Raw genomic sequence first — 21,743 nt, 5'->3', positions numbered from 1 at the left:
CTGTCACTGAGATTATCGTGTCTCACTTGAGGGGTGCAGTCCAGCACTGTCACCATAATTCCCCCAGATCAAAGATTATATGGCCTACGCTGCACAGAACGGATTGCGATTTGACCTTTACGTTCGCCCCACTACAGTATTGTCGAGGCCGCTTTCAAGCGCTGTGCAATCCGGCGCAATTAAACTCAGGAACATCCCATGAAAGGAAAGCCGATTACTGCTGGCGAGCTGCTGAGGCAGCTAGAGAACGATCCAAAGTTTGTGGCTGAAGAGAAGCTTCGTGAAGAAATTTTCGCCCGAAAGAGGGAGAAAAATGCGCTAGCGGAAGCACCATTAGTTGCTGAGTTGCGGTCCGCCGGAGTTCCGATTTCGTCCGTTTGGGATTTGGTTAACGCAAAGTTCAGCTATTCAGGTGTTCTGCCGATCTTACTTGATCACCTGGGGCGATCATATCCGGACGATATTCGAGACGGCATTGCAAGAGCGATGAGTGACCAAGCGGCAAAGTTCGCCTGGCGCGAACTCGTGGATATGTATCTTCGTGAGCCAAGGGGTAGTCGTACAGACCAGGGGCTTGCTGTTGCTCTTTCGATCATCGCGAACCAAGAGGAAATGCCAGAATTAATCGCTTTAATAAGGAACTCAGAGCTAGGATCGAGTCGAGGGCTGCTAATTGACGCCCTTAAGCGTTCGAACGAATCATCAACAGATGTGTTCTTAAACGAGTTACTTCTAGATCCGATTTTATCTGGAGAGGCTAAGAGAGTTCTTAAGTTGCGTAGACGTAGGAAGCCAAAATAGCGGGCGGGTTACGGTGACAGTGCACCTAATTTGACATCCGTCGTCCGAACGCGCAGGATGGCGCATGGCCCGTCTTGCCCGTGTCGTCATTCCCGGTCTGCCGCATCATGTCACCCAGCGCGGCAATGGCCGCGCGCGAACCTTTTTCGGGGACGATGACTACGCGCTGTACCGCGACCTGCTCGCGACCCATTGCGCGGCGGCCGGCGTCGCGGTGTGGGCGTGGTGCCTCATGCCGAACCATGTGCATCTGATCCTGGTGCCGTCGGATGCCGATGGGCTGCGCCGGGCGCTGTCGCGGGTGCATCGCATTTATGCCGGCATCATCCAGGCGCGCCGCAAGCGCAGCGGACATTTCTGGCAGGGGCGGTTCGGCGCGGTGGCGATGGACGAGGCGCATCTGGCCGCCGCGCTGCGCTATGTCAGCCTCAACCCGGTGCGGGCGCGGCTGGTGGCGCGGCCCCAGGACTGGGCGTGGTCGAGCACGCGCGCGCATCTGCGCGGGCGGGACGACGGCGTCACCGCGCGCGAGCCGGTCAAGACGTTATTCCCGGACATGGCCGGTCTCCTGAGAAACGCGCCGGAGGACGAGGAGGCGCTGCTCGCCCGCCTGCGCGCGGCCGAAAGCATCGGTCGTCCGATCGGCAGCGACCGCTTCCTCGCGCGGATCGAGAAGCTGACCGGACGCGTGCTCAAGCCGGCCAAGCGCGGGCCGAAGCCGGCGGAGGAGGATTGAGCGGGGAGGGACGTCGCAGCGAGGGTTGCGCAGTTTTGTGCACTGTCACCGGAACAGGATATTGCATGATGATGGGGCGGCGCGGCATAGTGGGTCTTATTGCAGGCTGTCTATCATTGCTGCTGTCGGCTTGCGGTGGAAGCGATGCAAGCTTTCGCTATCGGCTGTCCTTCTCGGTCAGCGCCAATGGAGTCGCGAAGTCCGGCTCGAGCATCATCTCGGTGCGCTATTGGAGAGGGGGAGCGTCTTGGGGGACTGGCGAGGCGACCTATACCGTCGTAAAGGGCGTCGCCCCGGTCATCGATCTTGGCCAATACGGCATGCTGGTCGCAGCGATGGCTTACGACGTCGACGCATGGACCAGCCGGAAGGTCTGCAAGCCGCCGCTTCCAGCGGAGTCGTTGCCCGGCAAATTCCGCCTCGAGCCGGCGGCGCTAGCTGCTCTCCGCGGGGGCAAGCTCGACCTGGGGGACGATTCCTACCCCGCCTTCATCTGGTTTCCGGCCGGCCAGCCCTATGAGCAGGCGCAGCAGCTCTGCCCGGAGGAGTTCTCCAGCGTGATCGGCGCCAATATCGAACTACAGTCCGTGACGATCGAGGCCGCTCCCGATGCTCCGCTGCTGACACGGCTAGAAATCAAGGCACCTTGGCTCGACGAAATCAGAATCGACCAGAAGACGAACAGCGCGGTTTATTCCAAGAGCGGAATTTTCAAGCCCAACCGCACCAGAATGATTGAAACCGACGGCATTTAGCAATGACTGGCGCAGCCGAACTTCTGTTGCCGGGTCGCATGGTTATGTGCACTGGACTGCATCCCAAGCGCAGCGGACATTTCTGGCAGGGGCGGTTCGGCGCGGTGGCGATGGACGAGGCGCACCTCGCTGCCGCGCTGCGCTATGTCAGCCTCAACCCGGTGCGGGCGCGGCTGGTGGCACGGCCGCAGGATTGGGCCTGGTCGAGCACGCGCGCGCATCTGCGCGGGCGCGACGACGGCGTCACCGCGCGTGAGCCGGTCAAGATGATGTTCCCCGACATGGCCGGGCTCCTGAGAAGCGCGCCGGAGGACGAGGAGGCGCTGCTCGCCCGCCTGCGCGCGGCCGAGAGCGTCGGCCGTCCGATCGGCAGCGACCGCTTCCTCGCGCGGATCGAGAAGCTGACCGGCCGCGTGCTCAAGCCGGCCAAGCGCGGGCCGAAGCCGGCGGAGGAGGATTGAGCGGGGAGGGACGTCGCAGGGCGGGTCGCTGAGTTTTGTGCACTGTCACCGTAACATCCGGCCGCGTCGGAGGATAGTGACCCAAACGGCGCGCGCCATCGTTTATGACTGGGGGACTTGAGATAGATCCGCTCCCGAAGGAGATCCGCGTGGCGCCGGAGCAAGCACAGTCGACCGTCTATTACGACGGCTCCTGCCCGCTGTGCCGGGCGGAGATCGGCTATTATCGTCGCACGGACGAGGCGGGCGCGCTGTGTTTCGTCGATGTCTCGACCGCGGACGCAGCGCCTCCGGACGGCCTGACCCAGCAAGAGGCCATGCAGCGGTTCCACGTTCGCGCTGGCGATGGGCGCGTGCTGTCGGGGGCGGCGGCCTTCGTCGAGGTGTGGCGGCTTCTGCCGAGATGGCGCTGGGCGGCGCGCGTGGCGTCGCTGCCGGGTGTGCTGGCGGTGCTGGAACTGGGCTACCGGCTGTTTCTTCCCGTCCGGCCGTTGATCTCCCGCAGCGTCGCGCGCCTCCAGCAGCGCACGGCCGGTTCCAGCGGCACCCCGCGCGGGTGACGTTTGGGCGGCATTGCGTTGAGCGGCACCACCGCTCTTGACCGGCTCTGCCGGACATCCATATACCATCCATGGACCATCCACCTGGATGGTGACGGATGGCGAGCGATGCCCGACAATGTCCACCCCCTCCGCGCCAAGGCGCCGGACACCGAGAAGATCACGGTCAATCTCGGCTATGTCGATCTCGGTCAGGTCGACCTGATGGTGCAGGAGGGATTCTATTCCAACCGCACCGATTTCATCCGCACCGCGATCCGCAACCAGCTCGACCGGCATGCCGACGTGGTCAAGCAGTCCACGCTGCGCCACAGCCTGGACCTCGGCCTGCGCCATTTCAGCCGCGCCGATCTCGAAGCTGCGCAGCGCGCCGGCGAGATGCTGCAGATCAACGTGCTCGGGCTCGCCACCATCGCCGCCGACGTCACGCCGGAGCTCGCCCGCGCCACCATCGCCTCGGTCGCGGTGCTGGGCGCACTGCATGCCACCCCCGCGGTCAAGGCCGCTCTCGCCGACAGAATGAGGTAAGTGTCATGCTCGATCAGGACATCATGAGCGAAGCGACGCGGCTGACGCGGGCCGGCCGATTGGTCGAGGCCACGGCGATGCTGCAACGCATGCTGCGCGGCGACAGCGCGCCGGCCGCAGGGTCGGCCGGTCACGCGCGACCGGCGCCGGCGCAGCTCGCGCCGCCGACCATCGAAGGACAGGCGACGCGCGTCGGTGAGCGCGACCGTCCGTCCGCGCAGGCGGCCCCGGCGCAAGCGCGCGCCCCGCAAGCCAGGCCCGTTTCGGCGCGCAAGCGACCCGTCCGGCGCGACGATCTCGGTGAACTGCCGGCGTTCGGCTTGCGCGGTCCGCATCTGCGCGCGCCGGCAGTGCGTGAAACCACCCCCGAGGGCGCACGGTTCATCCAGGCGAGCTTCAGCAATGCGGCCGGACGCCGGTCCTACAAGCTGTTGATCCCGAGCAGGACCCACGGCGGCCCGTTGCCGCTCGTCGTCATGCTGCATGGCTGCACCCAGACGGCGGACGATTTCGCCGCGGGCACGCGGATGAATTTCGCCGGCGAACAGCAGAGCTGCTTCGTCGTCTATCCCGAGCAGCCGAGCGGCGCCAATCAGTCGAAATGCTGGAACTGGTTTCGCGCCGACGACCAGCAGCGCGAGGGCGGCGAGCCGTCGCTGATCGCGGGCATCACCCGCCAGGTGATGCAAGACCACGCGATTGATCCCAGGCGCGTCTACGTCGCCGGCCTGTCGGCCGGGGGCGCCACCGCCGCCATCATGGCCGCGACCTATCCCGATCTGTATGCGGCCGCCGGCATCCACTCCGGTCTCGCCTGCGGGGCGGCGCGCGATCTGCCCTCGGCGCTGATGGCCATGCGTCAAGGCGCGGGCAACGGCCACACGGCGGATCGGAGATCGGTCGTGCCGACCATCGTCTTCCATGGCGATCGCGACACGACGGTGCATCCCGCCAATGGCGAGCGGATCGTCGCGCAGTCGACCGGCGGGACGGCCTCGGTCGTGCGCGGCCGCGTGCCCGGCGGCCATGCCTATACGCTGGTGATCCAGACCGCGGGCGGGCAGGTGATGTCGGAGCATTGGACCATCCACGGCGCCGCTCACGCCTGGTCGGGCGGCAGCCCGGCCGGCTCCTACACCGATCCGAAGGGGCCGGACGCCACGCGCGAAATGCTGCGCTTCTTCCTCGCGCATGCGCGCGCGGACGACTAGATCAGGGCCTCCGCCGACGCCGTAATCCGTTGCGCGCGCGGTCGCGCAAGCCATTCACATCGAACGCCGGTGGTGCGATGCGCCGATTTCTCGACTGGTTCTTCCGCAATCGCCAGACCGGCGAGATCACGATCGCGCAGATGCCGAACCCGGCGCTGTGGATCGTGCTGGCGGGGAGCGTCGTGAGCTGGGTCTGGCACCCGCCGGGGCGGACCGGCGCGAACCTGGATTGCCTGGTCAAAGCCGGTCTCGTCATCTGGGCGTTCGACGAGGTCGTGCGCGGCGCCAATCCCTGGCGGCGCTGCCTCGGCGCAGCCGTGCTGATCTACGAGGCCGCGACCTTGGTTTGATCGGCACCTCGGCAGGCGATGCAACAGCGCGCGTGGCGACGCGCCTTGGATGCGCCTTGACCCATCTTCACGGACGGTGGTCGGCGTTGGATATGGTCGTCGCGGCGCTCAGCGTTGCGACGCCAGCTGCCGCAGCCGCGCGTGCCGCGCCAGCGCGTGGGCGATCAGGGCGTCCATCAGCGCCGGCTGGGGCAGGCCGGTGGCCTCCCACATCTTCGGATACATGCTGATGTCAGTGAAGCCGGGCAGGGTGTTGACCTCGTTGACGTAGACCTCGTCGCCGCTGACGAACACGTCGACGCGCGCGAGGCTCTCGCAGCAGAGCACGCCGAACACCTCGACCGCGAGCTTGCGGATGCGCGCGGCCAGCGCCGGCTCGACCTGCGCCGGCACGTGCAGCGAGGCGCCTGACGCGTCGGTGTATTTGGCCTCGTAGGAATAAAAGCCGTGGCTGTCCGCCGGCACGATCTCGCCGAGCTCCGAGGCGGCGACGTCGCCGCCGGCGTGCTCCAGCACGGCGCATTCGATCTCGCGCACCGGCGTGACGCAGCGCTCGATCAGGATCTTGCGGTCGAAGCGCAGCGCCAGCCTGCAGGCGGCGTCGAACTCCGCGGCGTTGCGCGCCTTGGAGATGCCGACCGAGGAGCCGAGATTGGCCGGCTTGACGAACAGCTCGGGCGAGCCGACGGCGTCGACCGCATCCGCATAGGCGACCGGCGCCGCTGCGGTCATCGTGACGAACGGCACGATCGGCAGGCCGGCGTCGCGCAGCAGGCGTTTTGCGACGTCCTTGTCCATCGCGGCCGCCGATCCCATCACGCGGGCGCCGACATAGGCGACGCCGGCGAGCTCGAGCAGACCCTGCACGGTGCCGTCCTCGCCGTTCGGACCATGCAGCACGGGGAAGACGACGTCGACGACGAGCTCGCGCGGCGCGGCGTCGTCGCCGAGGATGAGCATGCGGCCCTGGCCGGCCGGCAGCAGCACGATCTGCGCTCCGTCCGCGGGCACGGTCAACGCTGTTGCGTGGCCGTCATTGGCCGCGTCGGCAAGCACCCAGCGGCCGTCCTGGGTGATGCCGATCAGCGTGACGGCATAGCGGCTGGTATCGAGCGAGCGGGCAATGTTGGCCGCCGAGGCGCGGGAGACGTCGTGCTCCGCCGAGCGTCCGCCGAACAGGATCGCCACGCGCGTTCTGTTGTGTGTCATCGTCATCGTCCAGAGCATGAGCTATGCGGTGCGCGACCGTACAGCGAGACGTCGATGCGTGGCAATCGAGCTGCTTGCGTCCGCAACACGCGCCTTCGCCTGCTGTGCAGCCTACCGGCCGTCATCGGAGCATGTGAGGATCGTCCCGCCGGCATGCATGCAGCTGCGGTAGAGCGGCGGTTCGACGAAGCGGCCAGACCACAGGCCGCGGCCGGCGATGCGGGCGGCGCGCTGGTCGCTCGCATAGGCGCCGTGCGAATATTGCGGCTCCTCGATCGCGAGTCCGCGCGACACCAGGAACTGGCCGAGATCGGTGCGGCCGGCGGCGCAGCGCGCGACGATGCGGCCGTAGCGGTCGCCGTCGACCGGCGTGCAGCGGACAAGCTTGCCGCGGGTGAAGGCGTCGAGCGTGTTGGCGGCGAGCGCGCCGCAGCGATACGGCTTGCGGTTGCCGCCGCGGCAGAGCTGCGCGCTCTCCGGCGCATCGACGCCCCACAGGCGGATGCGCGCGCCGTGAATGTCGAGCGTATCGCCATCGACGATGCTGGCGCGGCCGATGAGATCGGCGGCCGTGCCCGGCACAGCGGCGAGAAGAGGCAGCGCCATGCAGGCGAGGCGGAGGAGACGTCGCAAGATCGGCACCTGTGGCGCTGAAGGGAGGATCGTTCGCTGCACGAATCGATCGTGGATCATCCCGTCTTATAGCGAAGCCGAGTTGCGCGAATGTGTGGCGGGCGCTGCGGCGGTGTCGAGCGCTTCAGCTGCGGCGCGAGTCCTTTGCGCGCGCGGCGCGCTCCACTTCGGCTGCGAGCATGTTCAGATGCTCGGCCAGCCGCGCAAACAGCTCACGCTTGTCGCGATCGGTGGCGAGGTCGCGGATCAGGGCGCATTCCGCCGCGTCTGCCCTCAGCTTGTCGGGCTGGGTCATCAACTCTGACATGTTTCGCTTCCCTGCCGCGCCGGCGAGATTCCGAAACGAGAACCCTTCAACATTGTTCCGACGTGCTCGCGATTTTTTTCAGGGAGATCGGCGTGACCCGATCGGGGTACCTTCGACGAAAGGGCCAAGTAGCGCTGTGACGCGCCTCTAGCGTTCACCCGGCCACCATGTCGACGCCGGATGCGCGGCCGAGATTCTGGTCTCGCGCAGCGCCACCAGCACGCTGCGCTTGTAGGGATGGCCGCGCCGCCGCGAGCAGTCCTGGCAGCGCATGTAGCGTTCGAGCTCGTGGATCGGCGTCGTCTTCGACCGCCTGATGATGTCGAGCGCGACGGTCTGGTTGGTGTCGCAGCCGAGGCAGCGCACTTCGAGATAGGCATAGCCGGCGTTGAGCGCATCGCCGAGCAGCGGCGACGGCTGCGCCGGCCCCTGATAGCCGAGCATGCGCTTATTCCAGGCGTCGCAGGCGAGGCGATCGGCCTGCTTGCGGGCGCGCACCGCCTGCTCCTGCGCGATGCGGATGCCGGCACCGTAGAGTCTCTCGCGCGATTTCGTCGTCATGATCGCCATGATCGACGCTGCCGGGCGCAGCGGCAAGCCGCTAGGATTAGCGCCGGTGGCGTTGCCTGATACAAGCTGTCTTGCGAGCGGCGCTCCGATACCGCCCCGTCGCGCGGCGCGATCCGCAAGCGTCACGTCATCACCTGATGTGATCCGAGATGAATGCGCAGTCTCGGCGATCCATGATGATTTGACGATCACATCATGATGCGTGCGCAAATCTCTGCACCAGCGCAGGATCGTGTCGACGAGAGGCGCGGTACAGTCGCGCGGGACCTTTCAACGCGCAATATCTTGCCACGCCGCGGCATAATGGGTTCCGTTTTGCGCAAAGGCGGAGCCAAACGCAACTACGCGAGAAAAGTTCCAAAAATTTTGCCGCCGCTCTCCAGTTCCTTCAGCTTGTTCCAACGCACCCCCGGCGATAGAGACCAGCATCTCGGGGTCAATCGTGCGCGTGGGTCAGAGTTTCTCTCGTTGGATCGTTCGACGCAGAACGTGGTCGTTGACCACGTTTCTGCTCACGGCTCTTGCCGTCGCCGTGTCGGCCGCGAGTCGCGCCGGTCTCGATCTCGCCGGCGCGACGGTGTCCTATGCGCCATTTTTTCCATGCATCCTGTTTGCAACCCTGCTCGGGGGCGTGCCGTCGGCTATTTTTGCCGCCTGGCTGTCGGCCGCGGTCGTGCTGGTCGGCTTCACCGAGCGTCCGGGACCAGCGGAGGCGGTCAATCTGGCCGCGTTCCTGACAGCCGCGGCGCTGATCATCTGGCTTGCCAATCTGTGCCGTGACGCGCTGCTCGAGCTCAAGCGCAGCGAGCACGCGCGCGAATTGCTGCTCGGTGAGCTCAGGCATCGCGTCAACAATCAGCTGGCGCTGTTTCAGTCCATCGTCAGATCGAGCCTGTCCGGCGAGGATCGCGACAAGGGCGAGGCGATCGTGCGCCGCCTCGACGCGGTCGCGCGCGCCAACACGCTCGCCTGGTCGGATCAGCGCATCATGACCTTGCGCATGCTGCTCGAGGCCGAGCTGCAGCCTTATCGGGCCTCGGGCGCGGTGAGCGTCGACGGAGCCGACGTGCAATTGGCGCCGGACGTCATGCGCCATCTCGCGCTGGTGTTTCATGAGCTTGCGACCAATGCCGTGAAATACGGCGCGCTGCGCGGCGAGGGCGGACGTCTCGAGGTCCAGCTCACGCAGGACGGCGGCCGCAACGTGGTGAGCTGGCGCGAGCTCAATCCGCGTCCCGTCGCGCCGCCGCAAGGCGAGGGCTTCGGCACGCGCATGATCCGCGCCAGCCTCGCTGCGATCGGCGGCAGCATCGAGCAGGATTATCGCGACGGCGGTTTGTTCTGCCGCATCAGGTTCGAGGCGGATCGTTGAGGTCCGCAGCGCGCGGCGGGCGCGGGCAGGCAGCACCATCGCGATGACGCGAGCGCTGGAACCCGGGCTTGTCTCCGCGCGTGCGGGAACAGCGCGCAACGGTTCGATCACGGACGAAGTGTGCGCGCGGAACCGCGGCACAGCTTCGGGGCGCCGGTTCCAATGGCGCTCGCATCTGACAGCGGAGCGAAGAGTTTGAAACGTCGGCGGCACGCTCCGCGTAGCTCGACGATGGACCGACGTGACATGACGCTGCTGGCTGCGATGCTCCTGGTGTGCATCGTCGTGACCTGGCTGGGCACCGAGTACGTGCTCAATCATGTCGTGATCCCTCTGATCGAGGACGAGCGGATGCCGATCGACTTGCCCGCGCCGTGATCGCCGCGACGCGCGGTTGCGCGCGCCGTTGCTTGTCCGCCGCGCGGAAAGACGCACCGCTTGATCGCCGGCGCGAAACGCTCCACCATTGCGCAAGGACGAGCACGACGGCAGCGCTCGCTTGGGCAGGAAACATCCGATGAAATGCTATGAGCTGCAGGGACCCGGCGGAATCGATGCGCTCGCGCTGGTGGACAAGCCCGTGCCCGCACCCGGCCGAGGCGAGGTGCTGGTGCGGCTGACCGCGGCGAGCCTTAACTACCGCGATCTGCTGACGGTGAAGGGCGGCTACGGCTCCCGGCAGAAATTTCCGCTGGTGCCGCTGTCGGACGGCGCGGGCGTGGTCGAGGCGGCCGGCGACGGCGTGGCGGCCTTTGCGCCGGGCGATCGCGTCATCGGCAGCTTCTTCGAGAGCTGGACCGGCGGCGAGCCGAGCGAGGCGAAGATGCGCGCGGCGCTTGGCGGTGCGGTCGACGGCACCCTGAGCGAATACCGCATCTTTCCGGCGCATGCGCTGGTCAGGACACCCGCGCATCTCACCGACGTCGAGGCCGCGACGCTGCCTTGCGCGGGCGTCACGGCCTGGAGCGCGGTGGTCAAGCTCGGCGGCATCCGGCCGGGCCAGACCGTGCTGACGCAGGGCACCGGCGGCGTGTCCATCTTTGCGCTGCAGATCGCCAAGCTCGCCGGCGCCCGCGTGGTCGCGACCTCGTCGAGCGAGGCCAAGATCGCGCGGCTTAAGGCGCTCGGCGCCGATGTCACCCTGAACTACAAGACGACGCCGGACTGGGGCAAGGCGGCGCGCGACATCACCGGGCAGGGCGTTGATCTCGTCGTCGAGGTCGGCGGCGTCGGCACGCTCAACGAGTCGATCCGCGCAACAAGAATCGGCGGCACCATCGCCTTCATCGGCGTGCTCGCGGGCGCACCGGCCTCAGAGCTGCGCCTGCCGCTGATGGTGATGCAGCAGCAGCGGCTGCAGGGCGTCACCGTCGGCGCGGTGGATGATCTGCAGGCCCTGGCGAACGCGCTCGCCCTGCATCAGGTGAAGCCGGTGGTCGATCGTGTGTTTCCGTTCGCCGAGGCGCGCGAGGCGTTCCACTACATGTCGAGCGGCGCCCATCTCGGCAAGGTGGCGATCGCGATCGGGTGAGGCCGTGCGCTGGTGCGTAGCCCGGGCGAGCGAAGCGACCCGGGGGAGAACGCTCCTGCATGTCGCTGCGCTCATACGGGCTACGACTGTTTCCGTCGTCATTCCGGGGCGCGCGTCAGCGCGAGCCCGGAATCCATAACCACAGGAGGCAGTGTAACGCTAGATCGTCGTGGCGCTCGTCTTCGTCCAACGGCCGCTCGTGGTCATGGATTCCGGGCTCGTCGCTGCGCGCCGCCCCGGAATGACGGCGGAGAGAGTGGGGCCGCCGTCGTCCGGTTAGCGGCGCGGCGGCTGCTGATGCTGCGCCGGCACGGTCATCGCGACCACGCCGACGACGATGCAGGCGAGGCCGATCCAGGCGGTCGGAGGTAGGCGCTCGCCGAGGCCGCTGACTGCGATTGCGACACCGATCGGCACGCGCAGATAGGATTGCGCTGTCGCGCCGATCGAGCCGAGGGTCTGCACCAGGCGGAAGTAGATCACCATCGCGGCGGCGGTCGAGACGGTCGCCAGCGCGATCAGCGCCAGCACCGAGCGCCGCGACGGCTGAAGCGTCCAGGGATGGTCGACGATGAGCGCGAGCGGGATCAGGATCACGGCGCCCGACAGCAGCGATCCCGCCGCCGGCAGCATCGGGTCGATCCCCTTGAAGCTCTTGCCCATGATCGCGGCGCCCGCATAGCAGATGGTGGCGGCGACGATCGCAAGCTGCGCCCACAGCTCCCGGCCAAGCCCGCCCAGCGCCTCGGTCCCGACGATGAGGCTGGTGCCGGCGAGGCCGGCGGCGACGCCGACCAGCTTGCGCAGCGTGACGGGCTCGTGGTGCGTCACCAGCGCTGTCAGCAGGAAGGCGAAGATCGGCGAGGTCGCGTTCAGGATCGTGGCGAGACCTGCCTCGACGGTGCGCTCGGCCCAGGCGATCAGTGTGAACGGCACCACGCTGTTGAGGCCGGCCTGGATCAGGAAGCGGCGCCATATCGCGCGCTGGCGCGGCCAGGTCAAGCCGCGGCTGCCGATGATCGCTGCGAGCAGCAGTCCTGCGATCAGCGTCCGCATCGCGATCAGGGTCAGCGGCGGGATGGTCTCGACGCCGATCTTGATGAAGGTGTAGGAGGCACCCCACAACGTGGAGAGCACGAGGAGGAGGGCGAACTCGCGGGTGAGATCGGAGCGGGTCTGCATGGGGCCTCGCGGACGGGAGACGGATCGCTTCTCCTATCCGCGCGGCGGTGCTGAACGCTTCGATGGCGGACGAACTGTTCTGGCCCGAATGAAGTGCTGACCATTCCGGCTCGTGCGCTCCGCCCCTGGATCACTTCGCTTGCGCTCGCGATGAAGGTGCTTGTGGAGCTTTCGGTGCCGGCCACGCCCGTGATGGCAAGCCAGCGAAGCCCACAGAGCCTGCTGGACGTCACAAACGTAGGGCGGGCAAAGCGTCGCCGAAAGCGGCGCGTGCCCACCGTCTTTGATCCGCAGGCGGTGGGCACGTCGCCCACGACGCTGACGCGCCGTGCGCGCCTTTGCCCACCCTACGTTTCTTGCCGGATCAGTTCGCCGGCATGCTCTTCTCGACCAGCTTCACCCAGTAGGAGGCGCCGGCGCTGAGGATGTTGTCGTTGAAGCGGTAGGCCGGGTGGTGGCACTCGTTGCCGGGGCCCATGCCGAGGAACACGAAGGCGCCCGGACGCGCTTCCAGCATGAACGCAAAATCCTCGCCGCCCATCAGCGGAATGGCGCGGTCGTTGACGCGCTCATCGCCAGCGACGTCGCGGGCGACGTCGGCGGCGAACGCGGCCTGGGCCGGGTGGTTCATCGTGACGGGATATTTGCGCTCATAGATCGCCTCCGCCGAGCCGCCATAGGCGCGCGCGGTGGCTTCGCAGACCTCGACGATGCGCTTCTCGACGAGATCGCGGATCTCCGGATCGAGCGTGCGCACGGTGCCGAGCATCTCGACGGTCTCGGGGATCACGTTGAAGGTGGTGCCGCCATGGATGGCGCAGACCGAGATCACCGCCGATTTCAGCGGATCGACGTTGCGCGCGACGATCGACTGCAGCGCGTTGACAATCTGCGCGGCGATCAGGATGCTGTCGATCGCCTTGTGCGGGCCGGCGCCGCCATGGCCGCCCTTGCCGGTGACCTTGATGTGGATCGCGTCGGCCGAGGCCAGCATGGCGCCCGGCGAGACCTGGAAATGGCCCTCGGGTACACCCGGCATGTTGTGCATGCCGTAGACCTCCTGGATGCCCCAGCGCGTCATCAGCCCGTCGTCGACCATCGCCTTGCCGCCGGCGCCGCCTTCCTCCGCGGGCTGGAAGATCACGATCGCCGTGCCGTCGAAATTGCGCGTCTCGGCGAGATATTTTGCGGCGCCGAGCAGCATCGCGGTGTGGCCGTCATGGCCGCAGGCATGCATCAGGCCGGGCGTCTTGGAGGCGTAGGGCACGCCCGAGGTCTCCTCGATCGGCAGCGCGTCCATGTCGGCACGCAAGCCGATGGTCCTGCCGGAGGCCGACTTACGGCCACGGATCACGCCGACCACGCCGGTGCGGCCGATGCCGGTCACGACCTCGTCGCAGCCGAAGGCGCGCAGCTTGTCGGCGACGATGCCGGCGGTGCGATGCACCTCGTACAGCAGCTCGGGATGTTCGTGAAAGTCGTGGCGCCAGGCGGCCATTTCGTCGGACAGAGCGGCGATGCTGTTGAGGATGGGCATGAGGGCGGATGACTCGCTGAAGTGGATCGGGGACGCTGCGGTGGATGCGGCCAAGCCGGCCGACAGCACCGCGCGATGACCCGACTATGACCCGGCCGAAAAAGCGAGGCAAGTTGCGGTCGGCCACGGCGCCATGCGCGGATGCGCTGTCACCTCAGCGGATCAGGCCCGACGTTCCGGATTTCGGAACGAGGACTCAGGCGAGCGGTGCGGGGGCCGGCACGCGCGGATATTTGTGCTCCGGCGGCACCACCAGGCGGAAGGCCCGCAGCTTCGGCTCGCTCCATGCGGCCAACGGCGTCCCGCAGATGCCGCAATCGGCGCGGCCTGGAGCGCCGACGGCGGAGGTCGACTCCGCGATCTCATAGGCCGCATGGCAATGGGGGCACGTCAGGCTGGATATCTTCATGCGCTTCCTCTGCCATCAATCGCGGACACGTGGTTTGAACCAGATCAATGCGACGGCTGAACGACTTCATCGACAACCGACGGTCACGCCTCCTCGGGCTGCCATGGCGTCGGCGTCTTCGTGAACGCACGCCACGCCTTGCGCAGCGGATCCTCGACGCCGGCCATCGCATGCGCATGCCAGCCGGTGATTGCAGCGGCCGCGATCGCCGCGTCCGTCGAGGTGGTGCCGAGACTGTCGATCACGCCGGCGGTCACAGCCATGTCGTTGTAGTGGCCGAGCTGCTCCTGAAGATCGGCGAGCGACCGGGCATATTTTTTTGCCGGCTTGCTCGGCCCGTACAGCGGCAGCAGGAAGTCGATGCTGTAGCGCAGCTTCTTCAGCGCGAGCCGCAGCCGATGGCGGTGCTCGGCCGGCAACGTCTTGAAGCGGCGGCCGCGCTTGAGCACCTTCTGATGCCGCTCCGACAGCACCTGTCCGGCGAAATCGATCGCGGGCCCGGCGAGGCGCCCGAGCTGATCCGGAGACACGTCGTTGCGCCAGCCGCGGGTGGTGATCCACGCGCCGAGCCCGAGCACGAACGAGGCGCAGCGGCGGTCGGCGAGCGCGACGCGCAGCGTACGATAGGCAAGATCGCGCTGCCGTTCTGCGCGCGCGCGCAGCGCGTCGAACCCGCCGACCGACGCACAGGCCTCCGCGATGTCGGGCAGAGTCTCGGTCAGGAAGACGTCGAGGTCGCGCGCCGCGGCAAGGTTGCGAGCCAGCCAGCGCGCATCGGCCTCGAGACCATCCAGCGTCGCCGAGCTGCCGAGCGGGCGCATGATGTGCAGCGCGGCGCGCAGGCGGCGGAGCGCCACGCGCAGCTGGTGCACGCCTTCCGGATTGCGGCCGTCCTCGGCGGCCGGAAATGCCTGCAACAAATGATGCAGGCTGCCGCGCAGGACGATGGCGAGGCTCTCGTCGAGCGACACCGCCGGATCGAGCTGCGGCCGCCGTGGCTTCTCGGCGCCTGGCGCACGACCCGCGGCAAGATCGAAGCCGCGCGCCGACTTGGCTCGGATCGACGGCCTGAGCGGGCCGTGCTCGGCAAGCCGCAACGCGACCTCGTAGATCGCGGCTGCGCTGCCGCTCTTCAGCTCCAGCTCGATCTCGCTCACGGTCGCGCTGTGCTCACCGGCCTTGATGACGCCGCTGTCGAACGCGATCTCGATGGTGGCGCCCGGCAGGTCGAGCAGGCGCGCGTGACGATGCACGTCGGTCGTGAACACGGCCTGCAGCGCTGCATCGGTCAGCACGTCGCGAAGGTGCTCGGGCAGCAGCGCCGCGGCCAGCGCCAGATCGGGCTCCAGCGACGCGACGCTCGCTTCCCATTCGCCGCGCTTGAGCGGATCGTCGCTGTGCTGGGCCTTGACGGTCTGCACGAAGCGCGCGCCGCTCTGCCGGACCCGGAGCGTGAAGCCGTTCTTCCACAGCGTGTGCTTCGGCGTGTCGTAGTAGACCGATTTGAGATGCTTGCGCGAGCCTTTGTTGCGCGCATGCGCGGTCACGATCGGCGCGGCGGTGAAGCCGGCGAGCTCTTCCGGATCGACGAGGAGCTTGAGCTCGATCTCGTGGCCAATGCCGGTCTCCGGATCGGGGAGAGACGGCGCGATGGCGCCGGCGTCCGCGGCGGGCTCATCCCGTGTCGCGACAGTCTGCTCGTCCTGCGGCTGCGTCGCATGGGCATCGGCGGCAGGGCTCTGGTCGCGGCTGGCGGATCCGCGGACGTCCGGCGCACCGAGCGGACGGTCGCTTCGATGGATTGCCGCGGTCGCGTTCGAATCGGGCATTCGTCGATTCTGTAACCGTTTGATGACAGTCATCTCTCGTATAGCCGCCGCCGACCACAGGGGACAGTCGCATTTTTGACAGGCCGTTGCATCTGCGTGCGACGCCCGATCCCATGGGTCGCATTTTTTGTTGCCGCTTCAATGACAAACGCTGGGCCCTGGCGCTGGCGCCCGCTCACGAAAATATGTCCGTGATGAATTGCGGGGCATCCCGGCTGGGACGGATGAGCGGAACTTCAGATCCCTCCGGTGAGCATGAAGCGCGTCGCGACGAAAGCTGCGGCGGCGACGGTCGCCAGGCTCGCGGCCGCGACAAGGCTGCGACGCGACATCGCGCGCGAGCGCTCGTGCGGGTCCGGCGCCGGATCGGACGTCGCGCGCCGGCGGCTCCGGTGGCGGATCGTCTGAACCCAGAAGGCCAGCGCCATGAAGCCCGTTGCGACCGCAAACACCGTCGAAACGCCGGCGGCAAAGTCGAGATCGACGCCGAGGCTCTCCAGCACGGCGCGCAGCTGCACGGCGAGGCGCGCCAGCAGCATGGCCGCGTAGTCAGCGGCGGCTGCACCCGTGTAGAGCAGCACCGCCGTCCACACCACGGCGGCCATGGCGATCAGCATCGACACCAGCACGGCGAGGCCGTCAGCGGCCATGAAGCCGATCGAGGCGGCGATCAGCGCCAGCGCCGGCATCACGTTGCCCATCGGAATCGGAAGGATGATGGTGACGGCCATCAAGAGCAGCGGCAGCGCCAGCAGCATCCGCGCGGTGCGTCCGGTGAGCCAGACCAGCCGGTCCTCGCGCAGGCTGCGCTCGGCAACGCCGGCCCAGTCGAGCCCGGCGCGGATCACCTTGCGCAGCAGGCGCTGCGGCACCGGCCGGCGGCGCAGCGATTCCGGCAGCCACAGCCGCTCGGCGCCGAACAGGATCTGCAGCGCGACCAGCGCCACCATCGTGCCGAACACCATGCCGAATGGTCCCGGCAGCGGGATCAGCGCCGGGATCGTGAGCAGCAGCAAGGTCAGTCCGAGGCCTTCGGATTCCAGCCGGTCGAACAGCTCGCCGACCGACGGTTCCTCCGAGCGCACGGTGCGCGCGATCGCGAGCAGGCGCCGGCTGATCGGTCCGTTGTGACGGCGCGGCCGAGAGGCGACCTCATCGTTGGATGCGATATCGTTCATGGCCGCGCCGTGCCTCTCTCGCTCTGGTTCTCTCACTTCACCTGCTCGGCCGCAGGCCGCGTCTTCCAGAGCGAATAGGCGATGCCGGCCCCCAGCAGGCCAAAGGTGATGCCGAGCGACAGCGCCGGCGGGAATTTCTCCAGCCCGAGCAGGTCGGCCAGGAAGATCTTCGAGCCGATGAAGATCAGCACCAGAGCCAGCGCCAGCTTGAGATAGTGGAAGCGATCGACCATCGCGGCCAGCGCGAAGTAGAGCGCGCGCAGACCCAGGATCGCGAAGATGTTCGAGGTGTAGACCACGAACGGGTCGGTCGAGATCGCAAAGATCGCGGGCACCGAGTCGACGGCGAAGATGATGTCGGCGAACTCGATCAGGATCAGCGCCAGGAACAGCGGCGTCATGAACCAGGTCAGCCTGCCGTTCGCATCCGGTTGGCGGACGAAGAAGCGTTCGTCGTGCAATCGGTCGGTCACATCGAAGCGGCCGCGCATCCACGCCAGCGCCGGGTTGGCGCCGACGTCCTGCGGCTTGTCCTTGAACACCAGCATCTTGATGCCGGTCGCGACCAGGAACAGTGCGAACACGTAGAGCACCCAGCTCGCCTGCGCGACGATGGCGGCGCCGAGGCCGATCATGATGGCGCGCAGCACGATCACGCCGACGATGCCCCAGAACAGCACACGGTGCTGATAGGCGCGGGGAATCGCGAAATAGCTGAAGATCATCGCGATGACGAAGACATTGTCCATCGCCAGCGCCTTCTCGATCGTGAACGCGGTGAGATAGGCGGTGCCGGCTTCGCTGCCGAGCTGCCACCACACCCAGCCGCCGAAAGCGAGCGCGAGCATGATGTAGATCGCGCTCATCACGAGGCTCTCGCGCACCGAGATGTCGCGGGTCTTGCGATGCACGATGCCGAGATCGAATGCGAGGAGGGCAAGCACGATTGCGAGAAACACAAGCCACATCCAGAGCGGCTTGCCGGCAAACGCGATGAACAGGAAGTCCACGACGCGGTCCTCTTGAGGCCGGTGTGATTGATGTCGTCAGGTCCGACATCGTGAGTGCACCGGCAGCTTCACCAGAGGGGCCCGGACCAGGGGTATGAGCAACGACGTATGTGCCTCCGGGGCCGTTTTCAAGAGCCGGTCGCTCACGCCGGCGTTCAGCAACATGAACGACGAGGGCGCACGGCACGAGGTGCGACAGAGTGTCTACCGGCTCGCCGCCGGCTTGCAGACGTCGAGCCGCAAACTAATTCCAGGACGCCGGAGATCCGGGCCCCTCTGATAGTCGCCATGGCTATGATGTCGGACTCTCTTTGTAACAGATACCGTTGGCGGTATTGCGCGCTTCGGCGTGCTGCTTGGAGTTTGACGAGATGCGGCCACACGCGTCGCTTGTAACTATCAGTCTCTGCGGTCCTCGCTTGACGTATGACGATTTCGACACGTGTGACGTTGCTCGTTCCGCCGCGGATCGTTCCGGGACGCTGGGATCGTGATGGAACCGGAGCGGCCGCTCGTCATTCTGTATGGAACCTGCGCGGCGACGCGCTCTGGCATCTTGTGTACGGGAGACAATCGTGACCACGGGGGCTGACCAGGTATCGGTCGCGAAGGCGCCGCCGTCGCGACCGAAGGTCGCAACGCGCCGGCTCTTGATGATCATCAACCGCGGCAGCCGCTCCGGGGGAGAGGCTGCCGGCGTGGCGATCTCGCGGCTGAGCGCTGCCGGTTATGACCTCGTGATCTCGGCGCCGCACAGTCCGCGCGAGGTGTCGCCGTGGATCGAAGCCCATGCCGACGATGCGCAAGCGGTCGTTGTCGCCGGCGGCGATGGCAGCCTCAATGCGGCAGCTCCCGCGCTGGTCAAGACGGGGCTGCCGCTGGGGATCATTCCGGCCGGCACGGCCAATGATCTCGCCCGGACGCTCGGCCTTCCCGAGGACATGGAAGCGGCCGCGGATGTGATCACGGCGGGCCATCGCCGTCAGATCGATCTCGGCGAGGTCAATGGTCATCCCTTTTTCAACGTCGCGAGCTTGGGCCTCAGTGCTGATCTGGCGCGCCAGTTGACCAAGGAGACCAAGCGGCGGTTCGGCCGGCTCGGCTATGCGATCACGGCGTTGAAGGTGCTCACCAAGGCACGGCCGTTCCGCGCGATGATCGTGTCATCGGACGGCGCGGTGCGCGTGAAGACCTTGCAGATCGCGGTCGGCAACGGCCGCTACTATGGTGGCGGCATGGCGGTTCAGCACAGTGCCGAGATCGATGATTCCCATCTCGATCTGTATTCGCTGGAGATCGGCCGGGTCTGGAAGCTACTTGCCATGGCCTATGATTTCCGCAAGGGCCGCCACGGGCTGTGGCAGGAGGTGCGCGCCTCGCGCGACACCTCGTTCGAGATCCGCACGCGCCGGCCGCGCCCGATCAATGCCGACGGCGAGCTCGTCACGTTCACGCCGGCGCGGTTCAGCGTGCTGCCGCGCGCGGTTTCCGTCTTCGTGCCCAAACCCGCCGGACCGGACCACACCTGACGCGGCGCCGCTTGATCCGCAATTTGCGGCCGCTCGTTTTCGACTTGTCACCAAATCGAGAGAACCATGACCAAGCAGACCCGCTTCAATCTCTGGTACGCGATCGTTGCGATCTTCGTCGCGATGATGATCCACAATGCGTGGACGAGCTATCGCCAGGTCGCCGTCATTCCCTACAGCCAGTTCCAGGACCTGCTCGCGGCTGGAAAGGTGAAGGAGGTCGGTGTCTCCGAGAACTATCTGGAAGGGACGTTGAAGGAGGCGTTGCCGAGCGGGCAGACCCGCTTCGCCACCACGCGCGTCGATCAGGAGTTCGCAAAGGAGCTCGGCAAGGCCAACGTCACCTTCACCGGCCGCGTCGAGAGCAACATCCTCGGTGACATTCTTTCGCTGGTGATGCCGATCGCGCTGTTCTTCGGGGTCTGGTTTTGGCTGTCGCGGCGGATGATGGGCGGCGCGGGTGGTCTCGGCGGCGGGCTGATGCAGATCGGCAAGAGCAAGGCCAAGGTCTATGTCGAATCCAACACCGGCGTCCGCTTCGAGGACGTCGCCGGCGTCGACGAGGCCAAGGACGAGCTGCGCGAGATCGTCTCGTTCCTGAAAGATCCGAAATCCTACGGCCGGCTCGGCGGCCGCATGCCCAAGGGCGTGCTGCTGGTCGGCCCGCCCGGCACCGGCAAGACGCTGCTCGCCAAGGCCGTGGCGGGCGAGGCCGGGGTGCCGTTCTTCTCGATCTCCGGCTCGGAGTTCGTCGAGATGTTCGTCGGCGTCGGTGCCGCGCGGGTGCGTGACCTGTTCGAGCAGGCGCGCGCCAAGGCGCCCGCGATCATCTTCATCGACGAGCTCGATGCGCTCGGACGCGCCCGCGGCATGGGCCCGTTCGCCGGCGGCCATGACGAGAAGGAGCAGACCCTGAACCAGCTGCTGGTCGAGCTCGACGGCTTCGATTCCTCGACCGGCCTCGTGCTGCTCGCGGCCACCAACCGGCCGGAGATCCTCGATCCGGCGCTGCTGCGGGCCGGCCGCTTCGACCGCCAGGTGCTGGTCGATCGGCCCGACAAGCCGGGCCGCATCCAGATCCTGCAGGTGCATCTGAAGAAGGCCAAGCTCGCCGCCGACGTCGATCCGGAGAAGGTCGCGGCGCTGACGCCCGGCTTCACCGGCGCCGACCTCGCCAACCTCGTCAACGAGGCGACCTTGTTGGCGACGCGGCGCGGCGGCGACGAGGTCACGCTCGACGATTTCAACAATGCCATCGAGCGCATCGTCGCGGGGCTGGAGAAGCGCAACCGGCTGCTCAATCCGAAGGAGCGCGAGATCGTCGCCTATCACGAGATGGGGCATGCGATCGTCGCGATGAGCCTGCCGGGCACCGATCCCGTGCATAAGGTCTCGATCATCCCGCGCGGCGTCGGCGCGCTCGGCTACACCATCCAGCGTCCGACCGAGGACCGCTTCCTGATGACGCGCGAGGAGTTGGAGAACAAGATGGCTGTGCTGCTCGGCGGCCGCGCCGCGGAGCTCGTGGTCTACGGCCATCTGTCGACGGGGGCGGCCGACGATTTGCGCCGCGTCACCGACATCGCGCGCTCGATGGTGACGCGCTACGGCATGTCGGAGCAGTTGGGATCGGTCGCCTATGAGCGCGACAACCAGTCGTTCCTGGCGCCGGGCAGCTCGCGCAGCGCCGACTATGGCGAGGCCGCAGGTGACGCGATCGACGCCGAGGTGCGCACGATCGTGACCTCGGCGCTGGAGCGCACCCGCAAGCTGCTGCAGGACAAGCGCGACGTGCTGGAGCGCTCCGCCCGCCGGCTGCTGGTCAAGGAGACGCTCGACGAGGGCGAGCTGGCGTCGCTGATGAAGCAGGACCAGCGCGCCGGCGATCTCGTCGCGGCGGCCCAGCCGATGTAGTTGTCGCAGCGCTTGACTCGCGCCAGAGGCGCGAGACAACCGAAGATGAACTGCGTTGCTCGTGAATGCGCCCTCTCCCCTTGCGGGCTACCGGATTCACACTTCGCCTCGGGCTAAGAGGTTTGCGCCGC

The 21,743-nt window shown here is 67.0% G+C and carries 24 protein-coding genes; 14 read left to right on the top strand and 10 right to left on the bottom strand.

Annotated elements, in window-relative coordinates; all coding sequences use genetic code 11:
• The first annotated feature begins 67 nt into the window (after positions 1-67).
• The 9 genes from QQL87_RS37305 to QQL87_RS36665 all read left to right on the top strand — a co-directional run bounded on the left by QQL87_RS37305 (position 68) and on the right by QQL87_RS36665 (position 5,402).
• Positions 68-202, top strand: a complete 135-nt coding sequence (locus QQL87_RS37305; protein WP_349817316.1) for a hypothetical protein — start codon at positions 68-70, stop codon at positions 200-202.
• Positions 199-801, top strand: a complete 603-nt coding sequence (locus QQL87_RS36700; RefSeq protein ID WP_284423981.1) for a hypothetical protein — start codon at positions 199-201, stop codon at positions 799-801. The genes QQL87_RS37305 and QQL87_RS36700 overlap by 4 nt, the downstream gene beginning before the upstream one ends.
• A gap of 64 nt (positions 802-865) precedes the next feature.
• The gene (locus QQL87_RS36695; RefSeq protein WP_284423980.1) at positions 866-1,537 is read left to right on the top strand and encodes a transposase; all 672 of its coding nucleotides are present in this window, start codon (positions 866-868) and stop codon (positions 1,535-1,537) included.
• A gap of 65 nt (positions 1,538-1,602) precedes the next feature.
• Complete coding sequence (locus tag QQL87_RS36690; RefSeq protein ID WP_284423979.1) at positions 1,603-2,292, top strand: hypothetical protein; 690 nt, start codon at positions 1,603-1,605, stop codon at positions 2,290-2,292.
• A 44-nt stretch (positions 2,293-2,336) separates the two neighbouring features.
• Positions 2,337-2,753, top strand: a complete 417-nt coding sequence (locus QQL87_RS36685) for a hypothetical protein (RefSeq protein ID WP_284423978.1) — start codon at positions 2,337-2,339, stop codon at positions 2,751-2,753.
• A gap of 149 nt (positions 2,754-2,902) precedes the next feature.
• Positions 2,903-3,313 carry a thiol-disulfide oxidoreductase DCC family protein gene (locus tag QQL87_RS36680; RefSeq protein WP_284423977.1) on the top strand — a complete coding sequence of 137 codons (411 nt, stop codon included), beginning with the start codon at positions 2,903-2,905 and terminating at the stop codon, positions 3,311-3,313.
• A 108-nt stretch (positions 3,314-3,421) separates the two neighbouring features.
• Positions 3,422-3,841, top strand: coding sequence for a ribbon-helix-helix domain-containing protein (locus tag QQL87_RS36675; protein ID WP_284423976.1), 420 nt, complete (start codon positions 3,422-3,424; stop codon positions 3,839-3,841).
• Between the two features lie 5 nt (positions 3,842-3,846).
• Positions 3,847-5,052 (top strand): extracellular catalytic domain type 1 short-chain-length polyhydroxyalkanoate depolymerase, encoded by a 1,206-nt coding sequence (locus tag QQL87_RS36670; protein ID WP_284423975.1) that lies wholly within the window; start codon positions 3,847-3,849, stop codon positions 5,050-5,052.
• A 77-nt stretch (positions 5,053-5,129) separates the two neighbouring features.
• Positions 5,130-5,402: a hypothetical protein gene (locus tag QQL87_RS36665; RefSeq protein ID WP_284423974.1), complete on the top strand. Its 273-nt coding sequence runs from the start codon at positions 5,130-5,132 to the stop codon at positions 5,400-5,402.
• 108 nt (positions 5,403-5,510) lie between these two features.
• On the opposite strand, the gene QQL87_RS36660 is transcribed toward QQL87_RS36665, so the two are convergent.
• From QQL87_RS36660 to QQL87_RS36645, 4 genes are all read right to left on the bottom strand, one after another.
• Complete coding sequence (locus QQL87_RS36660; RefSeq protein WP_284423973.1) at positions 5,511-6,611, bottom strand: D-alanine--D-alanine ligase family protein; 1,101 nt, start codon at positions 6,609-6,611, stop codon at positions 5,511-5,513.
• A gap of 111 nt (positions 6,612-6,722) precedes the next feature.
• On the bottom strand, positions 6,723-7,217 hold the full coding sequence (locus QQL87_RS36655) for a thermonuclease family protein (RefSeq protein WP_284423983.1): 495 nt from the start codon (positions 7,215-7,217) through the stop codon (positions 6,723-6,725).
• Between the two features lie 151 nt (positions 7,218-7,368).
• A complete protein-coding gene (locus tag QQL87_RS36650) occupies positions 7,369-7,551 on the bottom strand; it encodes a hypothetical protein (protein ID WP_284423972.1) in 183 nt (60 codons plus the stop codon).
• Positions 7,552-7,698: 147 nt separating this feature from the next.
• The gene (locus tag QQL87_RS36645) at positions 7,699-8,112 is read right to left on the bottom strand and encodes a hypothetical protein (RefSeq protein WP_284423982.1); all 414 of its coding nucleotides are present in this window, start codon (positions 8,110-8,112) and stop codon (positions 7,699-7,701) included.
• 505 nt (positions 8,113-8,617) lie between these two features.
• On the opposite strand from QQL87_RS36645, the gene QQL87_RS36640 reads away from it, so the two are divergent.
• From QQL87_RS36640 to QQL87_RS36630, 3 genes are all read left to right on the top strand, one after another.
• Positions 8,618-9,493: a sensor histidine kinase gene (locus tag QQL87_RS36640; protein WP_284423971.1), complete on the top strand. Its 876-nt coding sequence runs from the start codon at positions 8,618-8,620 to the stop codon at positions 9,491-9,493.
• Between the two features lie 246 nt (positions 9,494-9,739).
• Positions 9,740-9,871: a hypothetical protein gene (locus QQL87_RS36635; protein ID WP_284423970.1), complete on the top strand. Its 132-nt coding sequence runs from the start codon at positions 9,740-9,742 to the stop codon at positions 9,869-9,871.
• A gap of 139 nt (positions 9,872-10,010) precedes the next feature.
• Positions 10,011-11,024 (top strand): zinc-dependent alcohol dehydrogenase family protein, encoded by a 1,014-nt coding sequence (locus tag QQL87_RS36630; RefSeq protein WP_284423969.1) that lies wholly within the window; start codon positions 10,011-10,013, stop codon positions 11,022-11,024.
• A gap of 276 nt (positions 11,025-11,300) precedes the next feature.
• Here the strand turns inward: QQL87_RS36630 and QQL87_RS36625 are convergent, their stop codons facing one another.
• From QQL87_RS36625 to QQL87_RS36600, 6 genes are all read right to left on the bottom strand, one after another.
• Complete coding sequence (locus QQL87_RS36625) at positions 11,301-12,206, bottom strand: DMT family transporter (RefSeq protein WP_284423968.1); 906 nt, start codon at positions 12,204-12,206, stop codon at positions 11,301-11,303.
• A gap of 364 nt (positions 12,207-12,570) precedes the next feature.
• Entirely contained in the window at positions 12,571-13,743 is a 1,173-nt protein-coding gene (locus QQL87_RS36620; RefSeq protein ID WP_284423967.1) for a M20 aminoacylase family protein, read from the bottom strand.
• A 196-nt stretch (positions 13,744-13,939) separates the two neighbouring features.
• Positions 13,940-14,152, bottom strand: coding sequence for a zinc ribbon domain-containing protein (locus tag QQL87_RS36615; RefSeq protein WP_008965302.1), 213 nt, complete (start codon positions 14,150-14,152; stop codon positions 13,940-13,942).
• 83 nt (positions 14,153-14,235) lie between these two features.
• A complete protein-coding gene (locus tag QQL87_RS36610) occupies positions 14,236-15,981 on the bottom strand; it encodes a CYTH and CHAD domain-containing protein (RefSeq protein WP_284423966.1) in 1,746 nt (581 codons plus the stop codon).
• Positions 15,982-16,217: 236 nt separating this feature from the next.
• Entirely contained in the window at positions 16,218-17,159 is a 942-nt protein-coding gene (locus QQL87_RS36605) for an exopolysaccharide biosynthesis protein (RefSeq protein ID WP_284423965.1), read from the bottom strand.
• A gap of 32 nt (positions 17,160-17,191) precedes the next feature.
• Positions 17,192-18,169: a TerC family protein gene (locus QQL87_RS36600; RefSeq protein WP_284423964.1), complete on the bottom strand. Its 978-nt coding sequence runs from the start codon at positions 18,167-18,169 to the stop codon at positions 17,192-17,194.
• Between the two features lie 575 nt (positions 18,170-18,744).
• On the opposite strand from QQL87_RS36600, the gene QQL87_RS36595 reads away from it, so the two are divergent.
• Both QQL87_RS36595 and ftsH read left to right on the top strand, forming a co-directional pair.
• Positions 18,745-19,698, top strand: a complete 954-nt coding sequence (locus tag QQL87_RS36595) for a lipid kinase (protein WP_284423963.1) — start codon at positions 18,745-18,747, stop codon at positions 19,696-19,698.
• A gap of 66 nt (positions 19,699-19,764) precedes the next feature.
• On the top strand, positions 19,765-21,612 hold the full coding sequence (gene ftsH / locus QQL87_RS36590) for an ATP-dependent zinc metalloprotease FtsH (protein WP_284423962.1): 1,848 nt from the start codon (positions 19,765-19,767) through the stop codon (positions 21,610-21,612).
• Positions 21,613-21,743: the final 131 nt, after the last annotated feature.

The sequence above is a fragment of the Bradyrhizobium sp. SSBR45G genome (assembly GCF_030159255.1).
Classification (GTDB): domain Bacteria; phylum Pseudomonadota; class Alphaproteobacteria; order Rhizobiales; family Xanthobacteraceae; genus Bradyrhizobium.
Note: the sequence above shows the minus strand (reverse complement) of the source record. Positions and strands in the feature narration are given on the sequence as shown.

Excerpts from the sequence above, each read along its gene's own strand:
- QQL87_RS36635 (WP_284423970.1), top strand. The coding sequence starts at position 9,740 with ATGACGCTGCTGGCTGCGATGCTCCTGGTGTGCATCGTCGTGACCTGG.
- QQL87_RS36615 (WP_008965302.1), bottom strand. The coding sequence starts at position 14,152 with ATGAAGATATCCAGCCTGACGTGCCCCCATTGCCATGCGGCCTATGAG.
- QQL87_RS36660 (WP_284423973.1), bottom strand. The coding sequence starts at position 6,611 with ATGACACACAACAGAACGCGCGTGGCGATCCTGTTCGGCGGACGCTCG.
- QQL87_RS36670 (WP_284423975.1), top strand. The coding sequence starts at position 3,847 with ATGCTCGATCAGGACATCATGAGCGAAGCGACGCGGCTGACGCGGGCC.
- QQL87_RS36655 (WP_284423983.1), bottom strand. The coding sequence starts at position 7,217 with ATGGCGCTGCCTCTTCTCGCCGCTGTGCCGGGCACGGCCGCCGATCTC.
- QQL87_RS36675 (WP_284423976.1), top strand. The coding sequence starts at position 3,422 with ATGCCCGACAATGTCCACCCCCTCCGCGCCAAGGCGCCGGACACCGAG.
- QQL87_RS36665 (WP_284423974.1), top strand. The coding sequence starts at position 5,130 with ATGCGCCGATTTCTCGACTGGTTCTTCCGCAATCGCCAGACCGGCGAG.
- QQL87_RS36690 (WP_284423979.1), top strand. The coding sequence starts at position 1,603 with ATGATGATGGGGCGGCGCGGCATAGTGGGTCTTATTGCAGGCTGTCTA.
- QQL87_RS36625 (WP_284423968.1), bottom strand. The coding sequence starts at position 12,206 with ATGCAGACCCGCTCCGATCTCACCCGCGAGTTCGCCCTCCTCCTCGTG.
- QQL87_RS36695 (WP_284423980.1), top strand. The coding sequence starts at position 866 with ATGGCCCGTCTTGCCCGTGTCGTCATTCCCGGTCTGCCGCATCATGTC.
- QQL87_RS36630 (WP_284423969.1), top strand. The coding sequence starts at position 10,011 with ATGAAATGCTATGAGCTGCAGGGACCCGGCGGAATCGATGCGCTCGCG.
- QQL87_RS36650 (WP_284423972.1), bottom strand. The coding sequence starts at position 7,551 with ATGTCAGAGTTGATGACCCAGCCCGACAAGCTGAGGGCAGACGCGGCG.
- ftsH (WP_284423962.1), top strand. The coding sequence starts at position 19,765 with ATGACCAAGCAGACCCGCTTCAATCTCTGGTACGCGATCGTTGCGATC.
- QQL87_RS36620 (WP_284423967.1), bottom strand. The coding sequence starts at position 13,743 with ATGCCCATCCTCAACAGCATCGCCGCTCTGTCCGACGAAATGGCCGCC.
- QQL87_RS36685 (WP_284423978.1), top strand. The coding sequence starts at position 2,337 with ATGTGCACTGGACTGCATCCCAAGCGCAGCGGACATTTCTGGCAGGGG.
- QQL87_RS36645 (WP_284423982.1), bottom strand. The coding sequence starts at position 8,112 with ATGACGACGAAATCGCGCGAGAGACTCTACGGTGCCGGCATCCGCATC.
- QQL87_RS36610 (WP_284423966.1), bottom strand. The coding sequence starts at position 15,981 with ATGCCCGATTCGAACGCGACCGCGGCAATCCATCGAAGCGACCGTCCG.
- QQL87_RS36605 (WP_284423965.1), bottom strand. The coding sequence starts at position 17,159 with ATGAACGATATCGCATCCAACGATGAGGTCGCCTCTCGGCCGCGCCGT.
- QQL87_RS36700 (WP_284423981.1), top strand. The coding sequence starts at position 199 with ATGAAAGGAAAGCCGATTACTGCTGGCGAGCTGCTGAGGCAGCTAGAG.